General features: G+C 64.8%; 25 protein-coding genes and 2 pseudogenes. 8 read left to right on the top strand and 19 right to left on the bottom strand.

Translation table 11 applies throughout. The features are described from left to right. Positions 1-13: 13 nt before the first annotated feature. From glgA to AC1RL5_RS04810, 12 genes and pseudogenes are all read right to left on the bottom strand, one after another. On the bottom strand, positions 14-1,582 hold the full coding sequence (gene glgA, locus AC1RL5_RS04865; RefSeq protein ID WP_011061176.1) for a glycogen synthase GlgA: 1,569 nt from the start codon (positions 1,580-1,582) through the stop codon (positions 14-16). Between the two features lie 558 nt (positions 1,583-2,140). After that, positions 2,141-3,094, bottom strand: a complete 954-nt coding sequence (locus AC1RL5_RS04860) for a D-2-hydroxyacid dehydrogenase family protein (RefSeq protein WP_103407835.1) — start codon at positions 3,092-3,094, stop codon at positions 2,141-2,143. Between the two features lie 15 nt (positions 3,095-3,109). Beyond that, positions 3,110-4,120, bottom strand: coding sequence for an alpha/beta fold hydrolase (locus AC1RL5_RS04855; RefSeq protein ID WP_492588864.1), 1,011 nt, complete (start codon positions 4,118-4,120; stop codon positions 3,110-3,112). Positions 4,121-4,298: 178 nt separating this feature from the next. Further along, entirely contained in the window at positions 4,299-4,736 is a 438-nt protein-coding gene (locus AC1RL5_RS04850; RefSeq protein ID WP_011061179.1) for a YqaA family protein, read from the bottom strand. Beyond that, positions 4,733-5,182, bottom strand: coding sequence for a DUF411 domain-containing protein (locus AC1RL5_RS04845; RefSeq protein WP_072450449.1), 450 nt, complete (start codon positions 5,180-5,182; stop codon positions 4,733-4,735). Before AC1RL5_RS04845 ends, AC1RL5_RS04850 begins: the two co-directional genes overlap by 4 nt. Positions 5,183-5,295: 113 nt before the next feature. Next, the gene (copD, locus tag AC1RL5_RS04840; protein WP_072450448.1) at positions 5,296-6,201 is read right to left on the bottom strand and encodes a copper homeostasis membrane protein CopD; all 906 of its coding nucleotides are present in this window, start codon (positions 6,199-6,201) and stop codon (positions 5,296-5,298) included. Between the two features lie 3 nt (positions 6,202-6,204). Next, positions 6,205-6,582 (bottom strand): copper homeostasis periplasmic binding protein CopC, encoded by a 378-nt coding sequence (gene copC, locus AC1RL5_RS04835; protein WP_072450446.1) that lies wholly within the window; start codon positions 6,580-6,582, stop codon positions 6,205-6,207. 61 nt (positions 6,583-6,643) lie between these two features. Beyond that, a complete protein-coding gene (locus AC1RL5_RS04830) occupies positions 6,644-7,525 on the bottom strand; it encodes a copper resistance protein B (RefSeq protein WP_083533685.1) in 882 nt (293 codons plus the stop codon). Beyond that, positions 7,522-9,363, bottom strand: coding sequence for a copper resistance system multicopper oxidase (locus AC1RL5_RS04825; RefSeq protein ID WP_492588865.1), 1,842 nt, complete (start codon positions 9,361-9,363; stop codon positions 7,522-7,524). Before AC1RL5_RS04825 ends, AC1RL5_RS04830 begins: the two co-directional genes overlap by 4 nt. Before the next feature lie 249 nt (positions 9,364-9,612). Continuing rightward, entirely contained in the window at positions 9,613-10,068 is a 456-nt protein-coding gene (locus AC1RL5_RS04820; RefSeq protein ID WP_072450442.1) for an SRPBCC family protein, read from the bottom strand. A gap of 79 nt (positions 10,069-10,147) precedes the next feature. Then, a pseudogene (locus AC1RL5_RS04815) lies at positions 10,148-10,678 on the bottom strand (methyl-accepting chemotaxis protein); the annotation flags it as partial. A gap of 327 nt (positions 10,679-11,005) precedes the next feature. Beyond that, positions 11,006-12,079 (bottom strand): annotated as a pseudogene (locus tag AC1RL5_RS04810) (cache domain-containing protein); the annotation flags it as partial. A 504-nt stretch (positions 12,080-12,583) separates the two neighbouring features. On the opposite strand from AC1RL5_RS04810, the gene AC1RL5_RS04805 reads away from it, so the two are divergent. After that, positions 12,584-13,117: a hypothetical protein gene (locus tag AC1RL5_RS04805; protein WP_072450441.1), complete on the top strand. Its 534-nt coding sequence runs from the start codon at positions 12,584-12,586 to the stop codon at positions 13,115-13,117. 46 nt (positions 13,118-13,163) lie between these two features. Here the strand turns inward: AC1RL5_RS04805 and AC1RL5_RS04800 are convergent, their stop codons facing one another. Beyond that, the gene (locus AC1RL5_RS04800; protein WP_015635536.1) at positions 13,164-14,159 is read right to left on the bottom strand and encodes an aldo/keto reductase; all 996 of its coding nucleotides are present in this window, start codon (positions 14,157-14,159) and stop codon (positions 13,164-13,166) included. Positions 14,160-14,277: 118 nt separating this feature from the next. Here AC1RL5_RS04800 and AC1RL5_RS04795 point away from each other — a divergent pair, with 118 nt between their 5' ends. Then, positions 14,278-15,192: a LysR family transcriptional regulator gene (locus AC1RL5_RS04795; protein WP_041118100.1), complete on the top strand. Its 915-nt coding sequence runs from the start codon at positions 14,278-14,280 to the stop codon at positions 15,190-15,192. 94 nt (positions 15,193-15,286) lie between these two features. On the opposite strand, the gene AC1RL5_RS04790 is transcribed toward AC1RL5_RS04795, so the two are convergent. Beyond that, positions 15,287-15,415, bottom strand: coding sequence for a hypothetical protein (locus AC1RL5_RS04790; RefSeq protein WP_011061188.1), 129 nt, complete (start codon positions 15,413-15,415; stop codon positions 15,287-15,289). A gap of 171 nt (positions 15,416-15,586) precedes the next feature. Between AC1RL5_RS04790 and AC1RL5_RS04785 the strand changes: the two genes are divergently transcribed. After that, positions 15,587-15,775, top strand: a complete 189-nt coding sequence (locus tag AC1RL5_RS04785) for a hypothetical protein (RefSeq protein ID WP_041118102.1) — start codon at positions 15,587-15,589, stop codon at positions 15,773-15,775. A gap of 17 nt (positions 15,776-15,792) precedes the next feature. On the opposite strand, the gene AC1RL5_RS04780 is transcribed toward AC1RL5_RS04785, so the two are convergent. Next, positions 15,793-16,173, bottom strand: a complete 381-nt coding sequence (locus tag AC1RL5_RS04780; protein ID WP_011061190.1) for a hypothetical protein — start codon at positions 16,171-16,173, stop codon at positions 15,793-15,795. A gap of 296 nt (positions 16,174-16,469) precedes the next feature. On the opposite strand from AC1RL5_RS04780, the gene pvdQ reads away from it, so the two are divergent. Further along, positions 16,470-18,803 (top strand): bifunctional acylase PvdQ, encoded by a 2,334-nt coding sequence (pvdQ, locus tag AC1RL5_RS04775; RefSeq protein ID WP_093403077.1) that lies wholly within the window; start codon positions 16,470-16,472, stop codon positions 18,801-18,803. Between the two features lie 50 nt (positions 18,804-18,853). On the opposite strand, the gene AC1RL5_RS04770 is transcribed toward pvdQ, so the two are convergent. Further along, positions 18,854-19,867, bottom strand: coding sequence for a FecR family protein (locus tag AC1RL5_RS04770; protein ID WP_011061192.1), 1,014 nt, complete (start codon positions 19,865-19,867; stop codon positions 18,854-18,856). Positions 19,868-20,018: 151 nt separating this feature from the next. On the opposite strand from AC1RL5_RS04770, the gene AC1RL5_RS04765 reads away from it, so the two are divergent. Both AC1RL5_RS04765 and AC1RL5_RS04760 read left to right on the top strand, forming a co-directional pair. Beyond that, on the top strand, positions 20,019-20,288 hold the full coding sequence (locus AC1RL5_RS04765) for a PepSY domain-containing protein (RefSeq protein WP_072450438.1): 270 nt from the start codon (positions 20,019-20,021) through the stop codon (positions 20,286-20,288). A gap of 201 nt (positions 20,289-20,489) precedes the next feature. After that, positions 20,490-21,527: an Ldh family oxidoreductase gene (locus AC1RL5_RS04760; protein WP_072450437.1), complete on the top strand. Its 1,038-nt coding sequence runs from the start codon at positions 20,490-20,492 to the stop codon at positions 21,525-21,527. Positions 21,528-21,585: 58 nt separating this feature from the next. Here AC1RL5_RS04760 and AC1RL5_RS04755 read toward each other — a convergent pair whose 3' ends face one another. Then, positions 21,586-21,906 (bottom strand): ElaB/YgaM/YqjD family protein, encoded by a 321-nt coding sequence (locus AC1RL5_RS04755; protein ID WP_011061195.1) that lies wholly within the window; start codon positions 21,904-21,906, stop codon positions 21,586-21,588. A gap of 197 nt (positions 21,907-22,103) precedes the next feature. On the opposite strand from AC1RL5_RS04755, the gene AC1RL5_RS04750 reads away from it, so the two are divergent. Then, positions 22,104-22,358 carry a hypothetical protein gene (locus AC1RL5_RS04750; protein WP_011061196.1) on the top strand — a complete coding sequence of 85 codons (255 nt, stop codon included), beginning with the start codon at positions 22,104-22,106 and terminating at the stop codon, positions 22,356-22,358. Here the strand turns inward: AC1RL5_RS04750 and AC1RL5_RS04745 are convergent. Then, positions 22,330-23,265, bottom strand: coding sequence for a LysR family transcriptional regulator (locus AC1RL5_RS04745; protein ID WP_103407328.1), 936 nt, complete (start codon positions 23,263-23,265; stop codon positions 22,330-22,332). The two genes, AC1RL5_RS04750 and AC1RL5_RS04745, sit on opposite strands and share 29 nt — an antisense overlap. Positions 23,266-23,349: 84 nt before the next feature. Between AC1RL5_RS04745 and AC1RL5_RS04740 the strand changes: the two genes are divergently transcribed. Next, a complete protein-coding gene (locus tag AC1RL5_RS04740; protein WP_011061198.1) occupies positions 23,350-24,270 on the top strand; it encodes a carbon-nitrogen hydrolase family protein in 921 nt (306 codons plus the stop codon). Here the strand turns inward: AC1RL5_RS04740 and AC1RL5_RS04735 are convergent. Beyond that, positions 24,263-24,814 (bottom strand): GNAT family N-acetyltransferase, encoded by a 552-nt coding sequence (locus AC1RL5_RS04735; RefSeq protein WP_093403080.1) that lies wholly within the window; start codon positions 24,812-24,814, stop codon positions 24,263-24,265. The two genes, AC1RL5_RS04740 and AC1RL5_RS04735, sit on opposite strands and share 8 nt — an antisense overlap. Positions 24,815-24,857 lie beyond the last annotated feature (43 nt).

Genomic DNA, 24,857 nt, shown 5'->3' with positions numbered 1-24,857 from the left:
CGGTCCTTGCCTCTTACTGTCGGGCGGCCTGTCCCAGGGCCTTGGCCACCAGTTGCTCGTAGAGTTCGGCGTAGGGTTCCACCGCCTTGCACCAGTTGAAGGGCGCGGCCATGGCCCGGCAGCGCATGGCATTGAGCAGCGCCGGGTAGGCGAACACCTTGAAGGCCCGGGTCAGGGCTTCCTGGTAGCTGGCCACGGTGGATTCGTCGAAGAGGAAACCGGTGACGCCATTCTCGATGGTGTCTGCCAGGCCGCCGGTGTTGCGCGCCACCGGCAGCGAGCCGAAGCGCTGGGCATACATCTGGCTCAGGCCGCAGGGCTCGTAGCGCGAGGGCATGAGCAGGAAATCGCTGCCGGCGAACATGCGCCGGGCGTCGGTCTCGTTGAAGCCGATGTGCACCCCGATGCGGCCGGGGAAGCGCCGGGCCAGGGCGCGCATGGACTGTTCTTCCTCCGGCTCGCCGCGGCCGATGATGGCGATCTGGCCGCCGGACTGCACGATGAACTCGGCCACCGCTTCGGTCAGGTCCAGGCCTTTCTGGTAGACCAGCCGCGAGACCACGGCAAACAGTGGGCCGCTGGAGGCGTCGAGGCCGAACATCTGCCGCACATGGGCGGCGTTGGCTGCCTTGCCGTCCCAGTCGCCGATGCTGAAAGGCGTGAGCAGGTGCGCGTCGGTGGCGGCGTCCCAGCTTTCATCGATGCCGTTGGGGATGCCACTGAGCAGGCCCTGCTGGGTCTTGCTGGCGAGGAAGCCGTCGAGCCCGCAACCGAAGGCCGGGGTGGTGATTTCCTGGGCATAGGTGGCGCTCACCGTGGTGATGTGGCTGGCGTAGGCCATGCCGGCCTTGAGGAACGACAGCTTGCCGTAGAACTCCATGCCTTCCTGTTGCAGGGCATGCTCGGGGATGCCCAGTTCCGGGCACGAGGCCAGGCTGACCACGCCCTGATAGGCCAGGTTATGAATGGTGAACAGGGTCGGCGTGCGTTGCCCGCGCCAGTGCATGTAGGCCGGCGCCAGCCCGGCGGGCCAGTCATGGGCGTGCACCAGGTCGGGGCACCAGTGGATCTGCGCCAGGTTGGCCGCGATGTCGGCGGCGGCCAGCCCCAGGCGGGCGAAGCGGATGTGGTTGTCCGGCCAGTCGCGGCCGTTGTTGGCGCCGTAGGGCGTGCCTTCGCGCTCGTAGAGTTCCGGGCAGATCAGCACGTAGATCACCAGGCCGTCGGGCATGTCCATGCGCCCGATCTTGCAGGCCGGCAGTGCCGCGTGGCCACCCAGCTCCCCGATGATGTGGATCGGGTTCTCGCTATGCAGCACCTGGGGGTAGCCGGGGATCAGTACCCGCACATCGTGCAGGTGGGCCATGGCCCTGGGCAGGGCGGCAGAGACGTCGCCCAGGCCGCCGGTTTTCACCAGGTCGGCGATTTCCGAGGTGACGAACAGCACTCGCTTGCGGTTGGGATTGGGCCGCGCCAGCGGCAGCACCGTCTTGTTCCCAGGGACCGGAACCGAGGGGGCGGCGCGGTCGCCGGCCTGCTGTTGAGGGTGATCTCCCTGAGTGTCCAATACGGCGCTGATCATGTGTCTCTCCCGTTTTATTGATCTGTTCTGGTGTCTCGAGCGCCGCGCGTGGCCAATTCCTGTGGCCGGGCGCAAACGCGCCACACGTCGATCAGCCTGCGCTGCTCGAGCGTGGAAGCAGAAAGGGTGGAGGAGCCGTTGCAAGGAATGCACCAGTGGCAGCGACCCTACCTTTAACCTGACCTTGGGCCGAAGCGAAAAGTTTCGACTTTTTCTCGGTGAATGTGACTGCCCGGTCACAGTGCGAAATTCAGTCTAGGACAGAACCTAGAGCGGTGCCGGGGGAGGTGGGCGTTTCCCGGGGTTGGCAGGGCGGGCGGCGAACGCGTCCCGACGAAAGGTCGGCCATGCACTGCCCGGGAGCGGGGCCGTTGCGGCCCGGGGGCGAAAATGGGGAGGGGCTGCCAGCGGCCGGTGCCGTTGTGGTGCGACGCCGCCCAAAGAACGGGCACAGGCGGGCTCCTGCGCCCAGCGTCCCTGCGAGCCTGGTCGCCGCCGAACCTGCGAGGCTGCGAAAAGCTGCGCAGGACCTTGCCTGGCGATCGCCACGGGGGGCTTTCAGTTGAGCAGGCGGATCGGCTGGCCGGCGTGCCAGGCTTGCAGGTCTTCGATCATCTGGCCGAAGAACTGCTGGTAGTTCTGCCGGCTGACATAGCCGACATGGGGCGTGGCCAGAACATTGGGCAAGCGCCGCAAGGGGTGGTCGGCAGGCAAGGGTTCCTGGTCGAACACATCCAGTGCGGCCCCCGCCAGCCGGCCCTGTTCCAGGGCGGCAACCAGCGCGGTTTCATCGACAATCGGCCCGCGGGCGGTATTGACCAGCAGCGCCCCGGGCTTCATCCACGCCAGGGCCTGGGCGTCCACCAGGCCGCGGCTGCGCTCGCTGAGCACCAGGTGCACCGAGAGCACATCGGCCTGTTCGAACAGTTGCTGCTTGTCGACATGGGTCACGCCGGCCGCGGTCGCGCGTTCAGCGGTGAGGTTCTCGCTCCAGGCAATCACCCGCATGCCGAACACCTGGCCGAATTGCGCCACCCGTTGGCCGATGCTGCCCAGGCCGAGAATGCCCAGGGTCTTGCCGTGCAGATCGCCCCCCAGGCCCTGTTGCCAATCGCCTGCGCGCAGGGCGCAGGCTTCGCCCAGCAGGTTGCGACTCAGGGCCATGAGCAGGGCCCAGGTCAGCTCCGGCGCGGCGTGCTTGTAGCTGTCGGTGCCGCACACCTGGATCCCCAGGGCGCTGGCCGCCTTGAGGTCGATGGCGGCGTTGCGCATGCCGCCGGTGAGCAGCAGCTTGAGCTGCGGCAGGCTGCGTAGCAGGGTTTCATCGAACCGGGTGCGCTCGCGCATCACGCAGATCACCTGGAACGGTTGCAGGCGCCGGGCCAGGGTGGCGGGGTCTGCCGGGTAGTCGTGAAGGAAGCTGACCCGGCCGATGCTATCGAGCACCGACCAGTCCACTACCTCGCGCGCTACGTCCTGCCAATCATCGATTACCGCAATCTCTAGTGCCATGTTCGGGCTCCTGGCTCAGGGTTGCTTCAACCAGCCCAGCAGGGCCTGGTGGAAAGGCTCGGGTTGTTCCATTTGCGGTGCGTGGCCCAGCCCCGGGAACTGCACCAGGGTCGAATGGGGGATGCGCTGCGCCACCTTTCTGCCCAGGTCCTGGTAGTGGCCGATGCGCGCCTTGACCTCGGGCGGCGCGATATCGCTGCCGATGGCGGTGGTGTCGGCGGTGCCGATCAGCAGCAGGGTCGGCATCTTCAGGTCCTGGAATTCGTAGTACACCGGCTGGCTGAAGATCATGTCGTAGATCAGCGCCGAGTTCCACGCCACCAGGCGCTTGCCGGGGCCCTGGTTGAGGCCGGCGAGCATGTCCACCCAGCGCTGGTACTCGGCCTTCCAGCGGCCGGCGTAATAGGTCTGCTGCTCGTAGCGGCGGATACCCTCGGTGGTCTGCTTCAGCTCGCGCTGGTACCACTGGTCGACGCTGCGCCAGGGCACGCCCAGGGCTTTCCAGTCTTCCAGGCCGATGGGGTTGACCAGGGCCAGTTGCCGTACCTGATCGGGGTATTGCAGGGCGTAGCGGGTGGCCAGCATGCCACCGGTGGAATGGCCCAGCAGGCTGGCCTGGCTGACGCCAAGTTTGGCCAGCAGTTGATGGGTGTTCTGCGCCAGTTGCTGGAAGCTGTACTGGTAGTGTTCGGGCTTGCTGGAGGTACAGAAGCCGATCTGGTCCGGGACTATCACCCGGTAGCCTGCGGCGCTCAGAGCCTTGATCGAGCCCTCCCAGGTGGCGCCGCAGAAGTTCTTGCCATGCATCAGTACCAGGCTGCGCCCGTTGGCCGGGCTCTGGGGCGGTACATCCATATAGCCCATCTGCAGTGCCTGGCCCTGGGACACAAAGCTGAAGTGCTGCAAGGGATAGGGGTAGTCGAAGCCCTGCAGTTCGGGACCGTAGACCGGCGCCCGGGCGGCGAGGGCAGGCAGGGCCAGGGGCAGCAGCAAGGCACTGAGCCAGCGAGGGGTAGCAAGGGACATAAGGACACTCCGCAAGGTTGCGGGCGATGCTGTAGCCGCCGGATTAGGGCGAGGTTAAGCCACAGGCAAACCCTGGGTACCGGCTTGCCGACAAGGAAGACCTTGAGGCAGGTGGTGCCGGGGCGGGCGCTTTCGCTGGCAAGCCAGCTCCTGCGCGGTGATGGGGAGTTGCGGGCGCTCAGCCGATCCAGCCCAGGGTCAGCCACGCCAGCACGGCGTAGCGCGCGCCCTTGGCCAGGGTGACCAGCAGCAGGAAGCGCTTGAGGGGTTCGCCCATGACGCCGGCCACCAGGGTCAGCGGATCGCCGATCAGCGGCATCCAGCTCAGCAGGAGCGTCCAGTGGCCATAGCGTTGGTAAGGCCCCCGGGCCCGCTCCAGGTGACGCGGGCTGACCGGAAACCAGCGGCGCTCCTTGTAGTGTTCCAGGCGCTGGCCCAGCCACCAGTTGACCAGCGAGCCCAGGACATTGCCCAGGGTCGCCACCAGCCATAGCCCGAGCACTGCCAGTTGGCTGTTGTGCAGCAACCCCACCAGCAGCGCTTCCGATTGCAGGGGCAGCAGGGTGGCGGCGCCGAACGCCGCCAGGAACAGGCCGAAGTAGGCGCCGAAGATCAACGGGCCGGGTAGTCCGCGACGACCACGTCCTTGCCCTCGCGGGTCAGGCCAATGACCTGGAAGGCATCGGCGCCCATGCCGTCCATTTCCATCCCGGGGGAGCCCATGGGCATGCCCGGGGCGGCGATGCCCAGCAGGTCATCGCGCTTGCGCAGGGCCAGCACCTGTTCGGCCGGCACGTGGCCCTCGACGAACTTGCCGTCGATCACCGCGGTATGGCAGGAGCCCAGGCGCGGGGCGACGCCGAGCCGCTGCTTGACCGCGCTCATGTTGCTTTCCACGTGGTCGGTCACGGCAAAGCCGTTGTCCTGCAGGTGCTCGATCCACTTTTTGCAGCAGCCGCAGTTGGCGTCGCGGTGCACGTCGATGGGAATCAGTTCTCCAGCCTGGGCCAGGGAGCCGATCAGCAGGGCGGACAGGGCCGCCAGACGCAGGGAGTGTTTCATGAAGTGTCTCGTGTTGATCAAAAGAGGAGGCCCGGGAGGCCTGCGTGGATCGTCATGTATTTTGCGGTTTTTAACGCTCCAGGAGCGAGGCTTGTGTATCAAAGTTATACCAATTAACTGCGGGTGCTTTCCGGGCTCAGGATTCCCAGCCAGGCCACCAGGCAGAGCACCAGTACTGCCATCGATGCCTCCAGTGTCAGGCTGCGGCGCAGGGCGGCGATTGCTGGCCGGTGGTCGCCGGTCTGGAGCGAGCGCTGCAGTTGTGGCGTCAGGTGCCAGCGGTTGAGCGCGGCCAGCGCGAGCATGACGGCGAACAGCAGTAGCTTGAGCAGCAAAAGCGAGCCATAGAGGCTGTCCTGCAGGGTGAAGAACTCAGGACCACTGACCAGCAAGTGATTGAGTATGCCGCTCAGCAGCAGCGTGAACACGATCAGCCCACCGGCCTGTTCGAACCCCCTGAGGCGACTGGCCAGCAGGCGTACCTGTGCTTCGCCGGGTAGGTTCCTGCTGTGCAGCGAGAGGAGGAACGCGGCCAGCGCGCCGATCCAGGCTCCGGCCGCCCACAGGTGGAGGATGTCGTTGAACAGGTGCAGAACATGTCGCGCCCCTTCACTCATGGCGCCATGCCCGGCCCAGGCCAGGGTTGCCAGGGCGATACCTGCGCAGCCGAGCGCTATCCAGCGCCGGTGGGATGCCCGGGTATCGCCGGCCAGGGCCAGGACCGCCAGCAGCATCAGCAGGCGTACGCCCCAGCTCTGGCCGACGGCGGTTTGCGTCCACAGCATCCACAGCGTCCGGGCCTGCAGCTCGCTGACGTGGCTCAAGCCGCTGAGGTCCAGGGCCAGCTGCAACATGGCGGCCAGCGATAGCAACAGGCCAAGCAGCGCCAGGCCCGGCACCAGGCGTTGCAGGTGCCGCGACCGGCAGGCTGCGGGGGTGTGAAAGAGCAGCAGGCCGAACAGCAGCATCAGGTCCAGGTACAGGGCCAGGCGCAGGCCGATGGTGATGGCAGGGTCCATAGCTCAATCCACGGTAAAGGTAACGGCACCGGTGATCGGGTGGGTGTCGGCGGAAACTGCCCGCCATTCGACCTTGTAGCCACCGGCTGCCAGGCGGCTGGCGGGGGTGATGATCATGGTCCTGGGGTCGCTGCCCGGAGCGATGCCGGCCTTGATCGGCATCGGTGGGTGAGCCATGCCGGGCATGGCGGTCATCATCAGCCGGGCGCCAGAGAAGGCCGGGGTGAGGCTTTCCGAAAACTTCAGCTCGATGCGTTCCGGCGCGGGGCCGCGAGCGCCTTCGGTGGGCAGCGAGGACAGCAGTTTCGGGTGGGCCTGGGCGATTCCGACCATCAGCAGTGAGCAGCCGAGAACAAGGCTGAGTTTTTTCAGGTAGGGCATGCAAGGCTCCTGGCGACAAGGGGGAGAGGTGGGGATTGCTGTTGAGGTGTGGGGTACAGGCTCAGAACCATAGGCGCAGGCCCAGGACCCAGCGAGCCTCGCTACGCTTTTCGCCTTCATCGTGGCGATAGTCGGCGGTACTGCCATAGCTGCGGTTCCAGGTCACCCCCACATAGGGCGCAAACTGGCGGTGCAGTTCATAACGCAGGCGCAGGCCGGCTTCGATTTGCGCCAGCCCGGAGCCGCTGCCGCGCTGCGGGTCGTTGCGGCTGTAGAGGTTGACCTCGGCTGTTGGTTGCAGGATCAGCCGGTTGCTCAGCAGGATGTCGTAGTCGCCCTTGAGGCGCAGGGCGGTCTGGCCAGCTTCGCCTATATAGAAGGTGGCCTGGCTCTCGAAGTTGTACAGGGCCATGCCTTGCAGGCCGAACGCGGCCCAGGTCTGCGGTGAACCGGGCTTGAAGTCCTGGCGCACGCCACCAACCAGATCCCACCAGGGGCCGATGGCGTGTCCCCAGAGGGCCTCGAGTTCGGCTTTTTCGGTGACACCCGCGCTGCGTTCGCCTTCGCTGCGTACCCACAGGCGATCGATGTCGCCACCGACCCATCCGTTCAATTCCCAGGCCAGGGCGCTGCCCTGGTCGGCGTCCTGGTACTCCAGCTGATTGAGCAGCCAGAACGAGTTGATGGCCTTGTCATGCACGCCATGCCCGGACACTTCGGGAAAGGCGGCCCGGCGATCGGCATCGGTCGGTGTCGGTATTGGCGTGCGCGAGGTGCTGCGCGCCGGGGCGCTGTCCATGGCCTGCCAGCCATCGTCGACCATTGCGTTCATCTGCAACTGTTCGCCGACACCGGGGGCTGGCCGATGGTCGGCGGCCTGGGCGCTGCACAAGCCGATGCCGAACAGGGCCCCGGGCAAGAGGCGGGAGAGTGTGAGCTTCATGCCGGGACCCTCGCTTCCTCGATTCGTACTTCGCGGAACATACCCATCTCCATGTGGAACAGCAGGTGGCAGTGATAGGCCCAGCGGCCCAGGGCGTCGGCGGTGACCCGATAGCTGCGCCGGGTGCCTGGTGGCATGTCGATGGTGTGCTTGCGCACCAGGAAACGCCCTTGTTCATCCTCCAGATCGCTCCAGACCCCGTGCAGGTGGATGGGGTGGGTCATCATGGTGTCGTTGACCAGGGTGATGCGCACCCGCTCGCCGTAGGTCAGGCGCAAGGGCTGGGCATCGCTGAACTTGATGCCGTCAAAGGACCAGGCGAACTTCTCCATGTGCCCGGTCACGTGCAGTTCGATGGTGCGGCTTGGCTCACGGCCATCGGGATCGTCGAAGGTACTGCGCAGGTCGGCATAGGTCAGGACCCGTCGACCGTTGTTGCGCAAGCCGATGCCCGGGTCGGTGAGTTTGGGCGCAGGGCTCATGGTTTGCATGTCCACCAGCGGGTTGCCGCTTTCCGATGCCGGATGGGACTGCATCGGGGCCATGCCGCTCATTGCTCCATGGCCCATGCCGGCCATCTGGCTGTGGTCCATGTTCGGCATGCTGTCCATCCTGGACGGGGCGCTGTGGTCCATGCCGGCCATCTGCTGCTGACCCATGTCCTCCAGATCGCCGATACCGGATGAGGCACCGTGGTCCATGCCCGCCATGTTGGCGTGGTCCATGCCCATGTCGGCCATGCTGATCAATGGGCGCGGGTCCAGGGCCGGAACCGGCGCGCTGAGGCCCTGGCGCACGGCGAGCGTGCCGCGGGCATAGCCGCTACGGTCCATGGACTGGGCAAAGAGGGTATAGGCCGGCTCTCGGCCCGGCTCGACCAGCACATCGTAGGTTTCGGCCACGGCAATGCGCAGTTCGTCGACGCTGACCGGGTGCACGTATTGGCCATCGGCGGCGACCACGGTCATTTTCAGTCCGGGAATCCGGACATCGAAGTAGGTCATGGCCGAGCCATTGATCAGGCGCAGCCGCAGGGTTTCCCCCGGCCGGAATAGCCCGGTCCAGTTACTGCCGGGAGTCTGGCCGTTGAGTAGGTAGCTGTAGGTGGCGCCGCTGACATCGGCCAGATCGGTGGGGCTCATCTTCATTTCGGCCCACATCTTGCGATCGGCGACGGTGGCGGCCCAGCCGTCGCGGCTGACATCCTCGATAAAGTCGCCAACAGTACGTTTGTGCTGGTTGAAGTAGCCGGACTGCTTTTTCAGGATGTGCATCAGGCGTTCCGGTGACTGGTCGCTCCAGTCGCTGAGCATCACCACCTGTTCGCGGTCGTACCTGAAGGGTTCCGGTTCACGGGCATCGATCACCAGGGGGCCATAGACCCCGGCCTGCTCCTGCAGCCCGGAATGGCTGTGGTACCAGTAAGTGCCGTTCTGCCGTACCTGGAATCGGTATTCGTAGAGGCCATCCGGGGCAATGCCTTGGAAGCTCAGCCCCGGGACCCCGTCCATATTGGCCGGCAGGAGAATGCCGTGCCAGTGGATGGAGGTGTCCTGGTCGAGGCGGTTGTGCACACGGATGGTCACGGTGTCGCCTTCGCGCCAGCGCAGCAATGGGCCGGGTAGGCCACCGTTGATGGTCATGGCGGTGCGCGGGCTGCCGGTGAAGTTGACCGGCGTTTGCGCGATGAACAGGTCGAACTGGCGGCCGCTCAGTTGCTGGGGGTAGCTGCCGCTGTCCAGGGCCCACACTGGGGACCGCCAGAGTCCGCTGCCGGTCAGTAACGCACCGGCGGCCAGGCCTTTGATCACACTGCGTCTTGTTGGATTGCCATGCATGCCGATAGAGCCCCGTCAGTCCTGGAATTGCAGATTGGTTGCCAGGCTAATCAACGGTGGCTGTCAGCAAACTGAGGTTCAGGTTACATAATTGTCAGCACTAAGGGCTTCAGGCCCATGGCTACACGGGACCGATTCAATGGCCGCGGCATGGCCCCGTTGGCCTGGGCCGGAGATGGATTACCAAGCGCCAGGGCGATGCCCGGTTGCGGCTGTACACGGTCGCCAGGTAACCATGCCTGTTTGCCCTCAGTTGTCTGGGTCTTCCAGACGCTGCTTGAGGTTGGCCAGGGCCTGGCTCGAAAGCTGCTCCATGCGTGCTCGCAGGCCACTGAGCTGCAGGTCGGTGGCGTATTCCAGGGTGCGCCGGAACAGTGTGCCGTCGCCCTGCTTGCTCAACTGGTAGTGGATCGAACCGTCCAGCGCGGCGGAACTGAACAGGGTCTTGAACTCCTTGGGAAACACCGCCACCAGCACCCGGTAGCTGATGGGCAGTTGCACCCCCAGCAAGTCCATGGTTTCACTGAAGCGGTGGCCGGCGGGCAAGGAGCCGCACAGTCCGGTGTCGGCACGCAGGCTGGCAGGGTGCCACTCCGGCCAGCGGTCCGGCTGCGTCACGTAGTAGTAGACGGTGTCGATGCTGGCCTGGATAAACAGTTCGTGGCTGATCTGTTCATGCAACAGATGTGTCTGGCGCTGACCCATGGGGCACCTCACGTCCTTGTGACCGGAGCCTGAAATATAGTCCCGCCCCGGCGGGCTGCCAGGGGCGGGGGCAGACCGTTCAGCGGACTTTGAAGCGGCTCATCAGGTGGCTGACCTGGGCATTGGCCTGCAACAGGCTCTGGGTGTTGCTTTCCCCGGCCCGGGCGCTGTCCACCAGCTCCTCGACCATGTGTCGGATGCTCACCATGCTGCGGTTGATTTCCTCGGTCACGGCGCTCTGCTGTTCGGCGGCGGTGGCGATCTGGGTGCTCAGGCTGTTGATCTGGCTCACCGAGTCGGCCATTTCGTCGAGCCCGCTGTTGACCCGCGCCGTGGCATCCGCTGCTGACTGGCAACTGGCCTGGGTGTTTTCCATGGCGCTGACCGAGGAACTCACGCCCTGGGTCAGGCGCGCGAGCATTTCGTTGATCTGCGAGGTGCTGTCCTGGGTCCTCGCGGCCAGGGCCCGCACTTCATCGGCGACCACGGCGAAGCCGCGGCCCTGTTCTCCGGCCCGGGCGGCCTCGATCGCGGCGTTCAGGGCCAGCAGGTTGGTCTGCCCGGCGATGGCGCCGATCACCCCGAGGACCTCGGTGATGCGCTGGGCATCGGCTTGCATGGCCTCGACCTTGTGGGTGGCATCGGCGACTTCGTCGATCAACGCGATGACGCTGCCGGAGGCTTCGCCCACCACCACCCGGGAACGTTCTGCGTGTTCGTTGGCGCGGCGGGTGAAGTCTGCGGTCTGGGCGGCGTTGGCGGCAACGCTGTCGGCGGTGCTGCTCATTTCGGTAATGGCGGTCACCGTCTGATCGGTTTCCGAGGCATGGCGCAACAGGATCTGCTGGCTGTGGGCCGAGCTCTGCTGCAACTGCCCCAGGCTCCCGGCCATGGCCTCGGTGGCCTGGGTGACCTCGCCGATCATCTGCTGCAGGTACTGGATAAAGCGGTTCACCGAGTGGCCGATGGCCCCCAGTTCGTCCTCGGCGCGGATCACGATGCGCCGGGTCAGGTCGGCGTCGCCGGTGGCCAGGGCGTCGATATTGCCCTTGAGGATCTTCATACGCTGCACCAGCTGGCGGATCGCATAGACCTGCAGCAACACCAGCAGGATCACCATGGGGATCTGCAACAGGCTCAGGGTGCTCAGCACGTCGTCGCGCTGGGCGGTGATCAGCTGGGTCGGCAGGGCGCTGGCGAGAAACCAGGGCGTGCCTTCGATGGCGCGCATGAAGAAGGTGCTGGGCACCCCGGCATTGTCGAACTCGACGCGCCGTGCCCCCTGGTCACGCTGCTGCAGGGCGGCCTGGACCTGGGCGGCGAAGGGGGAGCCGGGGCTCAGGTCGCGGATGTTCTTGAGCACGATCGGGCCGTTGATCCGCGAGCTGTTGCTGATGATCTTGCCGTCGGCTTCGACGATCAGCATCTCGGCCTTGAGTGCCTGTTCCTGGCGCGCCACCAGGTCGTTGAAGAAACCCAGGGTCACGTCGATGGTGGCCACGCCCCAGGGCTGGCCGTCGCGGCGGATGGCCATGGCGCAGTTGGTGCGCGGCTCGGCGCTGGCATCGTCCTTGTAGGCCGCAGCCCAGGCGCACTGGCCGGGGGCGGTCTGCATGCCGCCCAGGTACCAGGGCTGCTCGTAGTAGTTGGGCGCCGGGTCGCTGTTCCAGAAGGTGTTGACCACCAGCTTGCCGGAGGCGTCACGGTGCCAGAAGGTGCTGTGTTTGTTGCGCCCCGGGGTGCGCTGGCCGGGGAGGGGCCAGATGCCGCCGCCGAAGACTTTCTGTTCACCGTACTGGTCCACCAGGCCCGGCAGGACCTTGTCGATGCTGTCGCTGTCGAGCAGGGGAATGGTCTGGGTGATGCTGCGTTGCTGGGCCTGGACCTTGTTCAGTTCGCCCTGGATGCGCTGCGCCACTTCGGCGATGCGGTTGAGGGCTACCTGTTCTTCGGTATGACGCAGCTTGGGCGCTACCAGTTGGCTGATGCCCACTACCGTGAGTATCAGCATCAAGACAATGAACAGGACCAGAAACAGCGTGTAGCGGGCTTGAATCGTGCGCAAAGCGGGCATGGGACCTGTCCTTACCGAGCGATTTTTATTATTCGGGAATGCGATGCGTTGTCAGGGCATCCACAGGATGTCGGCGCGGTTTTTCCGCTCTTTAGTACGATCGTCCAAAAAAAAGACATGCCCTGGAAAAAACTGCGCCCAGGGATGGTGGGGTAGGGCAAAGGCGCCCGGTCAAGGGCAAGGCCAGGCATGAAAAGATGACGCCTTGATGTACGGGAAAACTTGCCGGGCCTTTTAAACAGGGCCTTTGCGGCAATTGTGTCGAGTTTGTACAAAAATTGTAAATTCAGGAAATAAAGCGTTGTTGGTGCTTGCCACGGCGTTGATACTTGCGCCCATTCAGATGTTTCAACACGGCTTACATCCTTATTCAGGCACCTTGTCAGAAGTTTCATGGTGCTGAAAAAGGTGATTGGAAGGCCGGACTACAGGAGTTACAGCATGGCAATCGGATACGTCGGCGGCTGGACCAGCAAGGCTGGTCTGCTGGTGCAGGAAAACGGTGGCAGCTCGGCCAAACCGGTTTCGCAGAGTGCCAAGGTACGGCAGATGCTCAGCCTGGTAGGCCAGAACCCTACCGTGCTCGACATCCGCAAGATGGATCAGTTGAAGCTGCACAAGCAGATCAAGGGTTTCGATCCGACCAACGTCACCGCCAAGTCCCTGGGCGGCATGAGTACCTTTCTCAAGAACAATGGCCTGATTTCCGATGTCACGGCGCTGAACCTGATCAACGCGGGCGATCAGTTCGACCGTTTCGGGATTCCGAAGAACCCCGATCAGCCGTTCAATGCCCTCGAGTATTTCGCCATGAAGCTCGATGACATCCAGAACAACAACCTCAAGGGCAACAAGTACGCCAACTACCTGATCCCCGAGTACAAGAAAGCCATCTATGTACTTCAGGGGCTGCAGAACTATGGCAAGGGCAACGGCACCACGGTGACTGACAAGAACGTCTCCACCAAGGCCTGATCCCCATGGCGCGCACTGCCTTCCGGTGCGCGCCACAGCTCTGCCTTCAACGCCCCAGCAAGCCCATTACCTCTTCGGCATACCGGGTTCCGGCGGTGGTCTGCGGGCTGAAGATCTGCTCCAGTGACGCCAGTTCCTCGGCGCTCAGCCTCACCTCCAGCGCCGCCACGTTCTCCTCCAGATACCGCCGTTGCTTGGTTCCGGGAATCGGAATCAGGTAATCGCCCTGGGCCAGCACCCAGGCCAAGGCCAGTTGCCCGCTGCTCACCCCCTTGTCCGCCGCCAACTGCTGTACCTGTTGCACCAGGCGCAGGTTGTGCTGGAAGTTTTCGCCCTGGAAACGTGGGTTGAAACGCCGGTAGTCGTCGGCGGCGAAGTCTTCCGGGCTTTTCAGGGCCCCGGTGAGAAAACCCCGGCCCAGCGGGCTGTAGGGCACGAAGGCGATGCCCAGGCGCTGGCAGGCGGCGAGGCAGCCGTTGTCTTCCTGATCCCGGCTCCATAGCGAATATTCACTTTGCAGGGCGCTGATCGGATGCACCTTGTGCGCCCGCTCCAGGGTCGCCGCCGAGGCTTCGCTCAGGCCCAGGTAGCGCACCTTGCCGGCCTGGACCAGCTCGGCCATGGCGCCGACGGTTTCCTCGATGGCCACGTCCGGGTCGACCCGGTGCTGGTAGTACAGGTCCAGGGTGTCCACCCCCAGGCGCCGCAGGCTGCCGTCGATGGCGGCGCGGATGTATTCCGGCCGGCCGTCGACCCCGCGGGCCGCCGGGTTGGCCGGGTCGCGGACAATGCCGAACTTGCTGGCCAGGAACACCTGTTCGCGCTTGCCGCGAATGGCCCGGCCGATCAGCTCTTCGTTGCTGTGGGGGCCGTAGATGTCGGCGGTATCGAGCAGGTTGATGCCCAGTTCCAGGGCCCGATGCAAGGTGGCGACGGCTTCCCGGGGATCGTTGCCGGTGGTGTAGAAATCGCTCATGCCCATGCAGCCCAGGCCAATGGCGGAAACCTGCGGGCCGTCCTGGCCCAGTTGTCGAGTGCGCATCGATGAATGCTCCGGTAAGGGGAAAGAGCCTGCAGTGTGCTACTCGACAAAAAACCGATAAACAGGCTAAAAGTGCTATCACTATTATTAAATTCTAAATAATCCGCAGGTTTGCTCCATGGATCGTTTCAACGCCATGCGCGTCTTTACCCGTATCGTCGAGCTGGGCGGCTTTGCCAAGGCTGCCGACAGTCTGCAGATGCCGCCGGCTTCGGTGACCATTCTGATCAAGCAACTGGAGGCCCATCTGGGGGTGCAGTTGTTGCACCGCACCACCCGCCAGGTCAGCCCGACCCTGGACGGAGCCGCCTATTACCAGCGTTGCGTACGCTTGCTGGCGGACCTGGAGGAGAGTGAGGCGGCGTTCTCCCTGGCCCGGCACAACCCCCGTGGCCTGTTGCGTGTCGATATGCCGGTGGGCATCGGCCGGTTGCTGGTGATACCGGCGCTGCCGGAGTTTTCCGCGCGCTATCCGCAGATCGAACTGGAGATCGGCCTCAATGACCGCCCGGTGGACCTGATCCGCGAGGGCGTGGACTGTGCGCTGCGCGGCGGCCCGGCCCTGGACGAGAGCCTGGTGGCGCGGCCGCTGGCGCAGTTGCAGCAAGTCACCTGTGCCAGCCCCGGGTACTTGCGCCAGCGGGGGGTTCCCCGTACTCCGCAAGAGCTGCAAGGGCATCAGATGGTGGAGTATTTCTCCAATGTCAGCGGCAAGCGTTATGGCCTGGAATTCTTCTTCGCCGGCCAGTTGCAGCCGGTGCAGTTGCCCAAGCGGGTGGCGGTGAACAGCGCCGATGGCTACCTGGCGGCCTGCGAAGCCGGCTACGGGCTGATCCAGACCCCGTACTACCACGTTGCCCGGCAGTTGCAGGACGCGACCCTGCAGCGGGTGCTGGAGGACTACCCGCTGCCTGCATTGCCGCTGACCGCGCTGTACCCGCCCCAGCGGCACCTGTCGACCCGCCTGCGGGTATTCATCGATTGGCTGGTGGAGCTGTTCGCCCGCCCGGGCAATCACATTTCCTGCCCCTGAAGGGGCGGGCGCCAGACAGCAAAACGCCCGCGACAAGGCGGGCGTTGGTGGCGAGATCGGGCGGCTCATGGGGCCGATGGGCTAGCCGGGTGACTCAGCGGTGATAGTAGCCCGGGCCGCCGTCGTAGTAGCGGTGGTGCCCGCCATCGTGGGGCATGATGATGCAGCCCGACAGGGTCAGCATGGCCAGCAGGGGAATCAGCAGTGTGATTCGACGAAACATGGATCAATCCTCAAAGGGCTCGGGGAACACGGCAGGACGACAAGGAAGAAAAAACTCCTTCGCGCCTGTACCATGTGACCCCGATTTGCCCGGCTCATCCCCGAATCCGGGTATGTGCTTGGCATCGATCTTGATACACGGCAGATACAATTTCAGCTTCAGGACCCGGCAATGACTCAGAAACAACGCTTGATCTACTCGATTCTGATTTCCCTGGTGGTACTGGGAATCATGCTTGGCCTTTCCTACCTGCAGAACAACGGCGTCATCAGCGAAAAGCTGTTCCAGTACATCGCCATTGGCGTGGCGGTGGTCGTGGTGGTGATCAACGGCGTGATGCGCCGCAAGGTCAAGCCCTGAGCCCGGGCTCGACGGCCTCAGGAGAGACCGTCGAGCACCGCTGCGGCCTGCTGGTGCAGGCTGTAGCTCTTGTCTGCATTGAGGGTCAGTACACCCTCGCTGCACAGTCGCTTGAGCACCTCCCGCACACTGAGAAAGGACAGGGGAATGTCCAGTTCCAGCAGTTGGCTGTGGATGCCGCGCACCCCCAGGGAGCGGTCGCTCTGGGCCGCGGTGAGCAGGGCGTCGATGACTTTCAGGCGAATCAGGCTGGTACGCAGGCCGAAGCTTTTGAGCAGGTGCTTGATTCGTTCATTACTGTTGCGCTCGGCGTTCTTGCCGAAGACACCGGCGCCGGCATTCAGGGAAGGCGTGCTGTTCACGGTGTTGCCGTCCATTGGCAGTTGCGGGTTGTACATGCAAAAACTCCTTATCAGAGCCTGATCAGGAAAAGAATGATGGATGCTCTAGTAACTAGACGAACGAGCACGGCAAATCATGAAGTCCTGAATGTAGAAAATTTGTCGGTATCAGGTCGCTGACATGTGATGGCGGGGCTTTTGGCCTTTGCGGATTAAATTTTTTTCAAGCATTTCGTCTTTATGGGCAGGCAGGCGTCGGGTGATCCGTGCGCGGCTGGATTCCCAGACTGGCGGCGTTGCCAACCGCTCCTGCACACCAGTCCTGGTTCTGTATTTTTGCATCAGGAGTCGGCGTGATCATTTCCAGGCAGTTACCGAGTTTTTGCCTTGCAGCCCTGTTTCTAAGCTTCAGCGGTGGCGCCCATGCCTTGGCGCAGCCCGAGCAGACCCGCGCCGAGATTCGCCGCACCAGTTTTGGTGTGCCGCACATCCGTGCCGACGACGAGCGCGGCCTGGGCTACGGCATCGGCTACGCCTACGCCCAGGACAACCTGTGCCTGATGGCCAATGAGGTGCTGACGGTCAACGCCCAGCGCTCGCAATACTTCGGCGCCGAGGGCCAGACCCTGGAACAGCGCGACAACCTCAGCAGCGACCTGTTCTTCAGCTGGCTCAACACTCCCCAGGCCGTGGCGGCCTTCTGGCAGGCCCAGACCCCGGCGATGCGCGAGCGCATGCAGGGTTACGTCGAGGGCTACAACCGCCAGTTGGCGGAGCGCCAGGCCCAGGGCCTGCCCGAGCAATGCCGGGGTGACTGGGTGCGGCCGCTGGCCACCTCGGACCTGGTGAAACTGACCCGACGCCTGTTGGTGGAAGGCGGTGCCGGGCAGTTCGCCGAGGCCCTGGCCGGGGCCACGCCACCTGGAGCCACGGCCCAGGCCGGGCTGCCGGCCGAGCACTGGCAACTGGCGGCGGCACGCCAGCAGCGTTTCGCCCTGGACCGTGGCAGCAACGCGGTGGCCATCGGTAGCGAGCGTTCGTTCAACGGCCGTGGGCTGCTGCTGGCCAACCCGCATTTCCCCTGGGTCGGCGGCATGCGCTTCTACCAGATGCACCTGACCATTCCCGGGCAACTGGATGTGATGGGCGCGGCCTTGCCCGGCCTGCCGCTGATCAATATCGGCTTCAACCAGCACTTGGCCTGGAGCCACACCGTGGACGCCTCCAAGCACTTCACCCTGTACCGCTTGCAACTGGACCCCAAGGACCCGACCCGCTACCTGCTGGACGGCCGTTCGCTGCCCCTGGAGCGCCAGACCCTGACCGTGCAGAGCAAGGGCCCGGACGGCCAGTTGCAGCCGCGTACGCGCACGCTCTACAGCTCGGTCTTCGGCCCGATCGTGCAGTGGCCGGGGGAACTGGACTGGGATCATCAATATGCCTACAGCCTGCGCGACGCCAACCTGGACAACAGCCGGGTGCTGGCCCAGTGGTACGCGATGAACCAGGCCAGCAGCGTGGCCGGCCTGCAAGACAGCGTGCACCAGTTGCAGGGCATTCCCTGGGTCAACACCCTGGCGGTGGACGACCAGGGCCGGGCGCTGTACATGAACCAGTCGGTGGTGCCCAACGTTACCCAGGCCAAGCTGGCGCAGTGCAGTGATCCGCGGGCCGGCACCCGGGTCATCGTTCTGGATGGCTCGCGCAGTGCCTGCGCCTGGGATATCGACCCGGCAGCGGCGCAACCGGGGATCTTCGCCGCCAGCCAGTTGCCGCAACTGGCGCGCAACGACTACCTGCAGCATTCCAACGATTCGGCCTGGATGGTCAACCCGGCGGCGCCGCTGCAAGGCTTTTCGCCGGTGATCAGCGAGCAGGACGTGCCGCTGAAGATGCGCGCGCGCTTTGCTCTGGATCGCCTGAGCCGGATGCACAAGGCCCAGGTCAGCGACCTGCAGCACCTGGTCACGGACGATCAGGTGTACCTGGCCGGCCAGGTGATGCCCGATCTGCTGCAGTTCTGTGAGCAGGACCTGGGGGCGGATGCCCAGCGCCTGGGGCCGGTGTGCGCCAGCCTGAAAGCCTGGGACCGCAGCGCGGGGTTGCAGGCCGGCCTGGGCTTCGTGCACTTCCAGGGCATCATGCAGCCGCTGTTGCAGGACCCCAGCGTGTGGCGCGTGGCCTTTGACCCGAAAGATCCACAGCACACCCCACGGGGCCTGGCCATTGGCCGGCCAGCGGTGGCCCGGGCACTGCGCGAGTCGATGCTGGCTTCGGCGCAGCAGGTCGCCGAGGCCGGGCTGGGGAGTGACGTTCGTTGGGGCGATATCCAGCAGGTCAGCCAGGGCGGCCAGCCGACCCCGGTGCCCGGCGGCCCTGAAAGCCTGGGGGTGTACAACGCCATCCAGAGCGTGCCGGCGGTCGATGGCAAGCGTGAAGTGGTCAGCGGTACCAGCTACCTGAACGTGGTCAGCTTCGACGAGCAGGGGCCGCGCGCCCTGGGGCTGCTGGCGTTCTCCCTATCCAGCGACCCGGCCTCAGCGCATTTTCGCGACCAGACCGCTGCTTTCGCCCGCAACCAGTGGAGCGTGCTGCCCTTTACCGAAGCGCAGATCCGTGCCGATGGCCAGTATCAGTTGCAGGTGATCGAAGAGCCGCGCAAGGGGGCGGTACTGGCGCGCCAGTAACGATTGAGCGTGAGCATCAAGAGGAGGCCGCCCCGGCAACGGGGCGGCCTTCAGCTTTTTGGCGGGGACTGGGGCAGTGAGTTGATTACCGGGTTGCCATCGCGATTGCGCGTCAGGTAGACCGGCAGCACCTTGGGCAGCGAGGTCAGCAGGCTCTTGATTTCCCGGGTGTTGTAGATGCCGCCGACGCGGATCTTGCCGGTGTTGGCGTCGGCGACCTGCACCGGAGTGTCCAGGTAGCGGTTGATCAGCGGCAGGGCGTCGGTGAGGGCCAGGTTGTCCAGCACCAGCTTGCCTTCGCGCCAGGCCAGGGAGCTGTCGTTGCTGTAGGTCTGGCTGATCTGCGGCTGGTAGTCGCCGGCCTTGTAGCTGGCCTGCATGCCCGGCTCCAGGCGGAAACCTTCGCCGGGCAGGGCGGTGTTGCTGCTCACCAGGACCGAGCCCTGGAGCAGGGTGACCCGCACCTGGTCCTCGTACATCCACACATTGAACTGGGTGCCGGTGACCTTGACCTGGCCATTGGCGGCCTTGACCACGAACGGGTGGCTGGCGTCGTGGCTGACCTTGAAGAAGGCTTCGCCTTTTTTCAGGGTGACCCGGCGCTGGTCCTTGTAGTTGCTGTAGGTCAGGGTGCTGCCCAGGTTCAGTTGCACCTGGCTGCCATCGGCCAGGGTCACGCTGCGCAGGCTGTCGCCGGCTTCGAATCGCTGGTAGGAGGACGGCACCCAACCCAGTTCCCAGCCGCTGTAGGCGGCCAGGGGCAGGGCGCACAGGGCGATGGCCGCGGCCACGCCATACTGCTGCCAGGTGCGCCGGGGAACGAGCTTGACCGGTGCGGGGGCTGGTGCGGCAGTGAGGGTGGAGGGGGGCAGTTGATCGGCCACTTCCCATATTTCCCGCATCGCCTCGTATTCGAAGGCGTGCAGGGGGTCGGCATCATGCCATTGCTGAAAGGCCAGACGCTCCGCGTCGCTGCAGTCGGGTTCATGCAGGCGCATGCACCATTGGGCTGCCGCTTGGGTGATGGCGTCGTATTCGGCTTCTGAGAGGATCTGTTCGCTCATTGACTCTTCCTGATTTCCCGCATTCTACCCTCCGCGGCAAGTCTTGGAGAACAACCGTCATGGCTAATGAGCATCAAAGTGAACTTATTTTCATCTGGCACGCCCTAAAACCAGGCTCTGTATCGAAAGTGAATACACAAGGAGATGGACCATGTTGAAGAAGACGCTTGTCGCATTGCTTGCCACCGCCAGCCTGCTGGGCGCCGGAGCGGCCCTGGCCGACCGCCCGGGGGCCGGTTGGATCACCATTGAAAAAGCCATTGAAACCGCAAAGACCAAAGCCGGCTACGTGGAGATCTACAAGATCGAAGCGGACAACGATGGCTATTGGGAAGGCGAAGGGCGCAAGTCCGATGGCAGTGTCTATGAATTTCGCATCGACGGCGCCTCGGGCAATGTGCTGCGCGACCAGAAGGACTGAACCAGGCTGATACAGCCCCCTGTGCCTTGCCACGGCAGTGCACAGGGGGCTTTTTCTTGCTCCGGGGGGATGGTTGTTCCGGCCATCCTGGCACCTTCCCTGCAAGGCGCCGGCAGTGGTTGACAGGGTTGGAGTGCGGCGTTGTTTAATCGCCAGGTTCACACGCTGTCGCCCCCTCCAATAATTACTCTGGAGCTTCAGATGTCTGCATCGTCCGTGGTTGTTGAAACACCGCCCCAATACCTTTCTTTACCGGCCCTGGTGCAGTTGCTGGAAACGATTTTCCAACGCCACGGCTGCCGTGCCGAAGTGGCCCGCTGCCTGGCCGAGAACTGTGCCGGCGCCGAGCGCGACGGAGCCCACAGCCATGGCGTGTTCCGCATTCCCGGTTATGTCTCGACCCTGGCCAGTGGCTGGGTCGACGGCCAGGCCGTGCCGGTGGTGGAGGATGTGGCGGCGGCCTTTGTCCGGGTCGACGCCGGCAACGGCTTTGCCCAGCCGGCCCTGGCTGCCGCCCGCGAGCTGCTGGTGAGCAAGGCCCGCAGCGCCGGTATCGCCGTGCTGGCTATCCGCAATTCGCACCACTTCGCCGCACTCTGGCCGGATGTCGAACCCTTCGCCGAGGAAGGATTGGTGGCCCTGAGCGTGGTCAACAGCATGACCTGCGTCGTGCCCCACGGCGCCGACAGGCCATTGTTCGGCACCAACCCGATCGCCTTCGCCGCACCCCAGGCCCAGGGCCAGCCGATCGTCTTCGATCTGGCTACCAGCGCCATTGCCCATGGCGACGTGCAGATCGCCGCGCGCAAGGGCGAGCGCCTGCCGCCGGGCATCGGTGTCGACAGCCTGGGCCAGCCGACCCAGGACCCCAAGGCGATTCTTGAGGGTGGCGCCTTGCTGCCGTTTGGCGGGCACAAGGGCTCGGCTCTGTCGATGATGGTGGAGCTGCTGGCGGCAGCCCTGACCGGGGGCAACTTCTCCTTCGAATTCGACTGGTCTGGCCACCCGGGGGCCAAGACGCCCTGGACCGGCCAGTTGCTGATCGTCATCGACCCGAGCAAGGCCGCCGGGCAGAGTTTTGCCGAGCGCAGCCAGGAGCTGGTGCGGCAGATGCATGCGGTGGGGCTCAAGCGCCTGCCGGGGGATCGCCGGCATCAGCAGCGCGAGCGTTCGCAGCACGCGGGCATCGCCATTCCCGTCGAGCAGCTGCAGCAATTGCGGGCGCTGGCCCAGGACTGAAGGCATGAAAAAGGCCAGGCCGCCATTGGCGTACCTGGCCTCAACGTTGCGCGGGGGCTTAGGAACGACGGCCCAGCAACAGGCCTACCACAAGGCCGAAACCGGCGGAGATGGCCACGGTCTGCCACGGGTGGCCACCGATGTACTGCTCGGTGGCATCCACCACCGGCTTGCTGCGCTCGCGCACATTGCTGACCGAATCCAGCGCCTGCTTGAGCTTGAGGCTGACTTGCTGGCGCAGGCTCTCACCTTCTTCGCCCACCAGGCTGGCGCTGCCCTTGAGCAGCTTTTCCGATTCTTCGATCAGCGCCTGCAGTTCGCTGAAGGCCTGGTCCTTGATTTGATCGTTTTCCGCTTGCGCGGCAGATTTACGAGCCATGAAGTTTTTTCCTTGGAAATATCGCCGCTGGTGCACAACGCATCCGCCAGCGGCTACAGGTGAATGGGTAGCAAGCAATGGAGTCCGGCGCGGGGGCAAAAGTTGCAGTTGTTTTACGCCCCCTTGGCGACCCCGGGGTAAAACCCGTAGCCCCTACAGTGTAAGATGGCGCCTATTTTACGCAGCAGGAATTTCCCATGAGTTTCAATCTGGCTAACAAGACCCTGGCCGAGCGCGCCGCCATCGAGGACGAGAAGTCCCGTCTGTTCGACCTGTGGCAGAGCAACCTGGGCAAGGCCAAGGGCGAGGCCGCGCGGCTGTTCGGCGAGCGCGGCAAGCGCAAGGGCAAGTGGGCCGAGTGGGTCCGCGCCGAGCTCGACGGCATGTCGCCGCCGGAGTACTCGAACATGGTGCGCAGTGAAGTCAATCGCCTGATGGCGGCGAACAAGTAAGGGCAAAACTCTCGACAATCGCTTCGCGCACCTTCACCAGCAGCGGGTCGGTCTGCGGGCTGGTGCGCCAGCCCAGCTCGATCGGGTAGCGCGGCAGGGCCAGGGGGCAGGGCAGCAACTGCAGCCCGGTGAATTCGGCGATGCGCCGGGCGGCATGGGCCGGAATGGTCGCCACCGCCTGGCTGCCCTTGAGCAGAAAGGGCAAGGCGGCAAAGTGCGTGGTCGAGGCGCACACCTGGCGGCTCAGCCCCAGGTTGGCCAGGCCTTCATCGGTAATCCCGATAAACCCCTGGGACGACACCAGCAGGTGTTCCCGTGCGACAAACTCCTCAAGACTGATCTGCTGTTGCCCGGGGGCCAGGCTGGCCGGGTCTGCCAGGCACAGGTAATGGCCTTCCCCCAGCACCTGGCGGCTGAGCAGGCGTTCGGCAAAGCCGCCGGCACTGATGGCCAGGTCGACGCTGCGCTGCAACAGCGCCTCGGCGACGATCTGGCTGTGGCTCTGGCGAAAGATCAGCCGCAGCTTCGGCGCCCGCCGGGCCACGGCCTCGATCATCTGCCGGCCATAGGCAATCTCGAAATCATCCGACAGCCCCAGCGTTACCGAGCGGCCCTGATAGTCGGCGGTGTCGGGGGCGACCATGGCCAGGCTCTGGCGGCATTTGTTCAAGGCTTCGCTGACCACGGGCTTCAACTGATTGGCCTTGAGGGTCGGCGCCAGCCCGCGCCCGGTACGCACGAACAGCGGGTCGCTATACAGCTCGCGCAGCCGGCGCAGGGCAGCGCTCATGGCCGACTGGGTCACCCCCAGGCGCAAGGCGGCGCGGCTGGCGCTGGACTCGTCATGCAGCGCCTCGAAAGCCTTGAGCAGGTTGAGATCGACACTGGCGATATTCATCTGGTTCATATCATTAAGCATTGGAGTGGGGTTTATCGATGATCAGGGGCCGCAGCAGAATGGGCAACACCTGATTGCTCAAGGAGTCATCCCATGCCCAAGTCCGTTGTCGCTGCCCTGCAGATCGGGGCCTTGCCTGAAGGCAAGGCCGCCACCCTGGAACAGATCCTCTCGTACGAGGCCGCCATCATCGAAGCCGGCGCGCAGTTGGTGGTGATGCCCGAAGCGCTGCTGGGGGGCTACCCCAAGGGCGAAGGCTTCGGCACCCAGCTGGGCTATCGCCTGCCGGAGGGCCGCGAGGCCTTTGCCCGCTACTTCGCCAATGCCATCGAGGTCCCCGGGGTGGAAACCGATGCCCTGGCCGCGCTGTCCGCCCGTACCGGAGCCAACCTGGTGCTGGGTGTCATCGAGCGCAGTGGCAGCACCCTGTACTGCACGGCGCTGTATTTCGACCCGCAGCAGGGGCTTTCGGGCAAGCATCGCAAACTGATGCCCACCGGGACCGAACGCTTGATCTGGGGCAAGGGCGACGGCTCGACCCTGCCGGTGCTGGACACCCAGGTCGGCCGGGTGGGCGCGGTGATCTGCTGGGAAAACATGATGCCGCTGCTGCGTACCGCGATGTACGCCCAGGGCATCGAAGTCTGGTGTGCGCCTACGGTGGACGAGCGGGAAATGTGGCAGGTGAGCATGCGCCATATCGCTCACGAGGGGCGCTGCTTCGTGGTCAGCGCCTGTCAGGTGCAGGCCTCGCCCGAAGAGCTGGGGCTGGAGATTGCCAACTGGCCGGCCCAACGGCCGTTGATTGCCGGCGGCAGCGTGATCGTCGGGCCCATGGGGGACGTACTGGCCGGCCCCCTGGTGGGCCGGGCCGGGCTGATCAGCGCGCAGATCGATACCGCCGACCTGGTGCGGGCGCGCTATGACTACGACGTGGTCGGCCACTACGCTCGCCCGGATGTGTTCGAACTGACGGTGGACCAGCGCCCCCGTCCCGGGGTGCGCTTTACCTGAGCCGGCGCCATTGCTCGCGGGTGATTTCCCAGATGTCCACGGGGAATCGCCCACTGACGAACTCACCGTCCTCGGAGCGGATCAGGCGCATGCCCGCGCGTTCGGAAATCCGCCGCGAGCCCTGGTTCGGCGCGGCCTTGGGCACCCGCATCAAGGGCCGTTGCAGTACTTCGAACCAATAGTGGTCCACCACCTTGCAGGCCTCGCTCATGTAGCCCTGGCCCTGCCACGGCGGGGCCAGCCAGAAGCCGCGGTTGTTGTCGGTTTCGTCCATCAGGCTGATGCTGCCGATCATCTGCCCGGGGTTGCTGCGCAGGCGCAGCGTCCAGTGCCATTCCGTGCCCCGGGCCATCGCCGGCAGCGCCATGTCCCGCAGGAAGCTCAGGGCGCCGTCGGCCGGGTAGGGCCAGGGCACCAGGGCGTTGAGGTAGCGCACCACCTCCCACTGGGGGAATAGCTGCTGGATGGCATCGGCGTCCGCCAGTTCCAGGGGGCGCAGCAGCAAGCGTTCGGTGCACAGCGTGGGCGTGGGGTGTGAGTCCATTGGCAAGCGATCCAAGGTGGCAAGGAGGCGTTGCATAGTCCCT

Source organism: Pseudomonas sp. GW822-FHT06D10, assembly GCF_058799535.1.
This window is presented reverse-complemented; position numbering and strand designations above follow the sequence as displayed.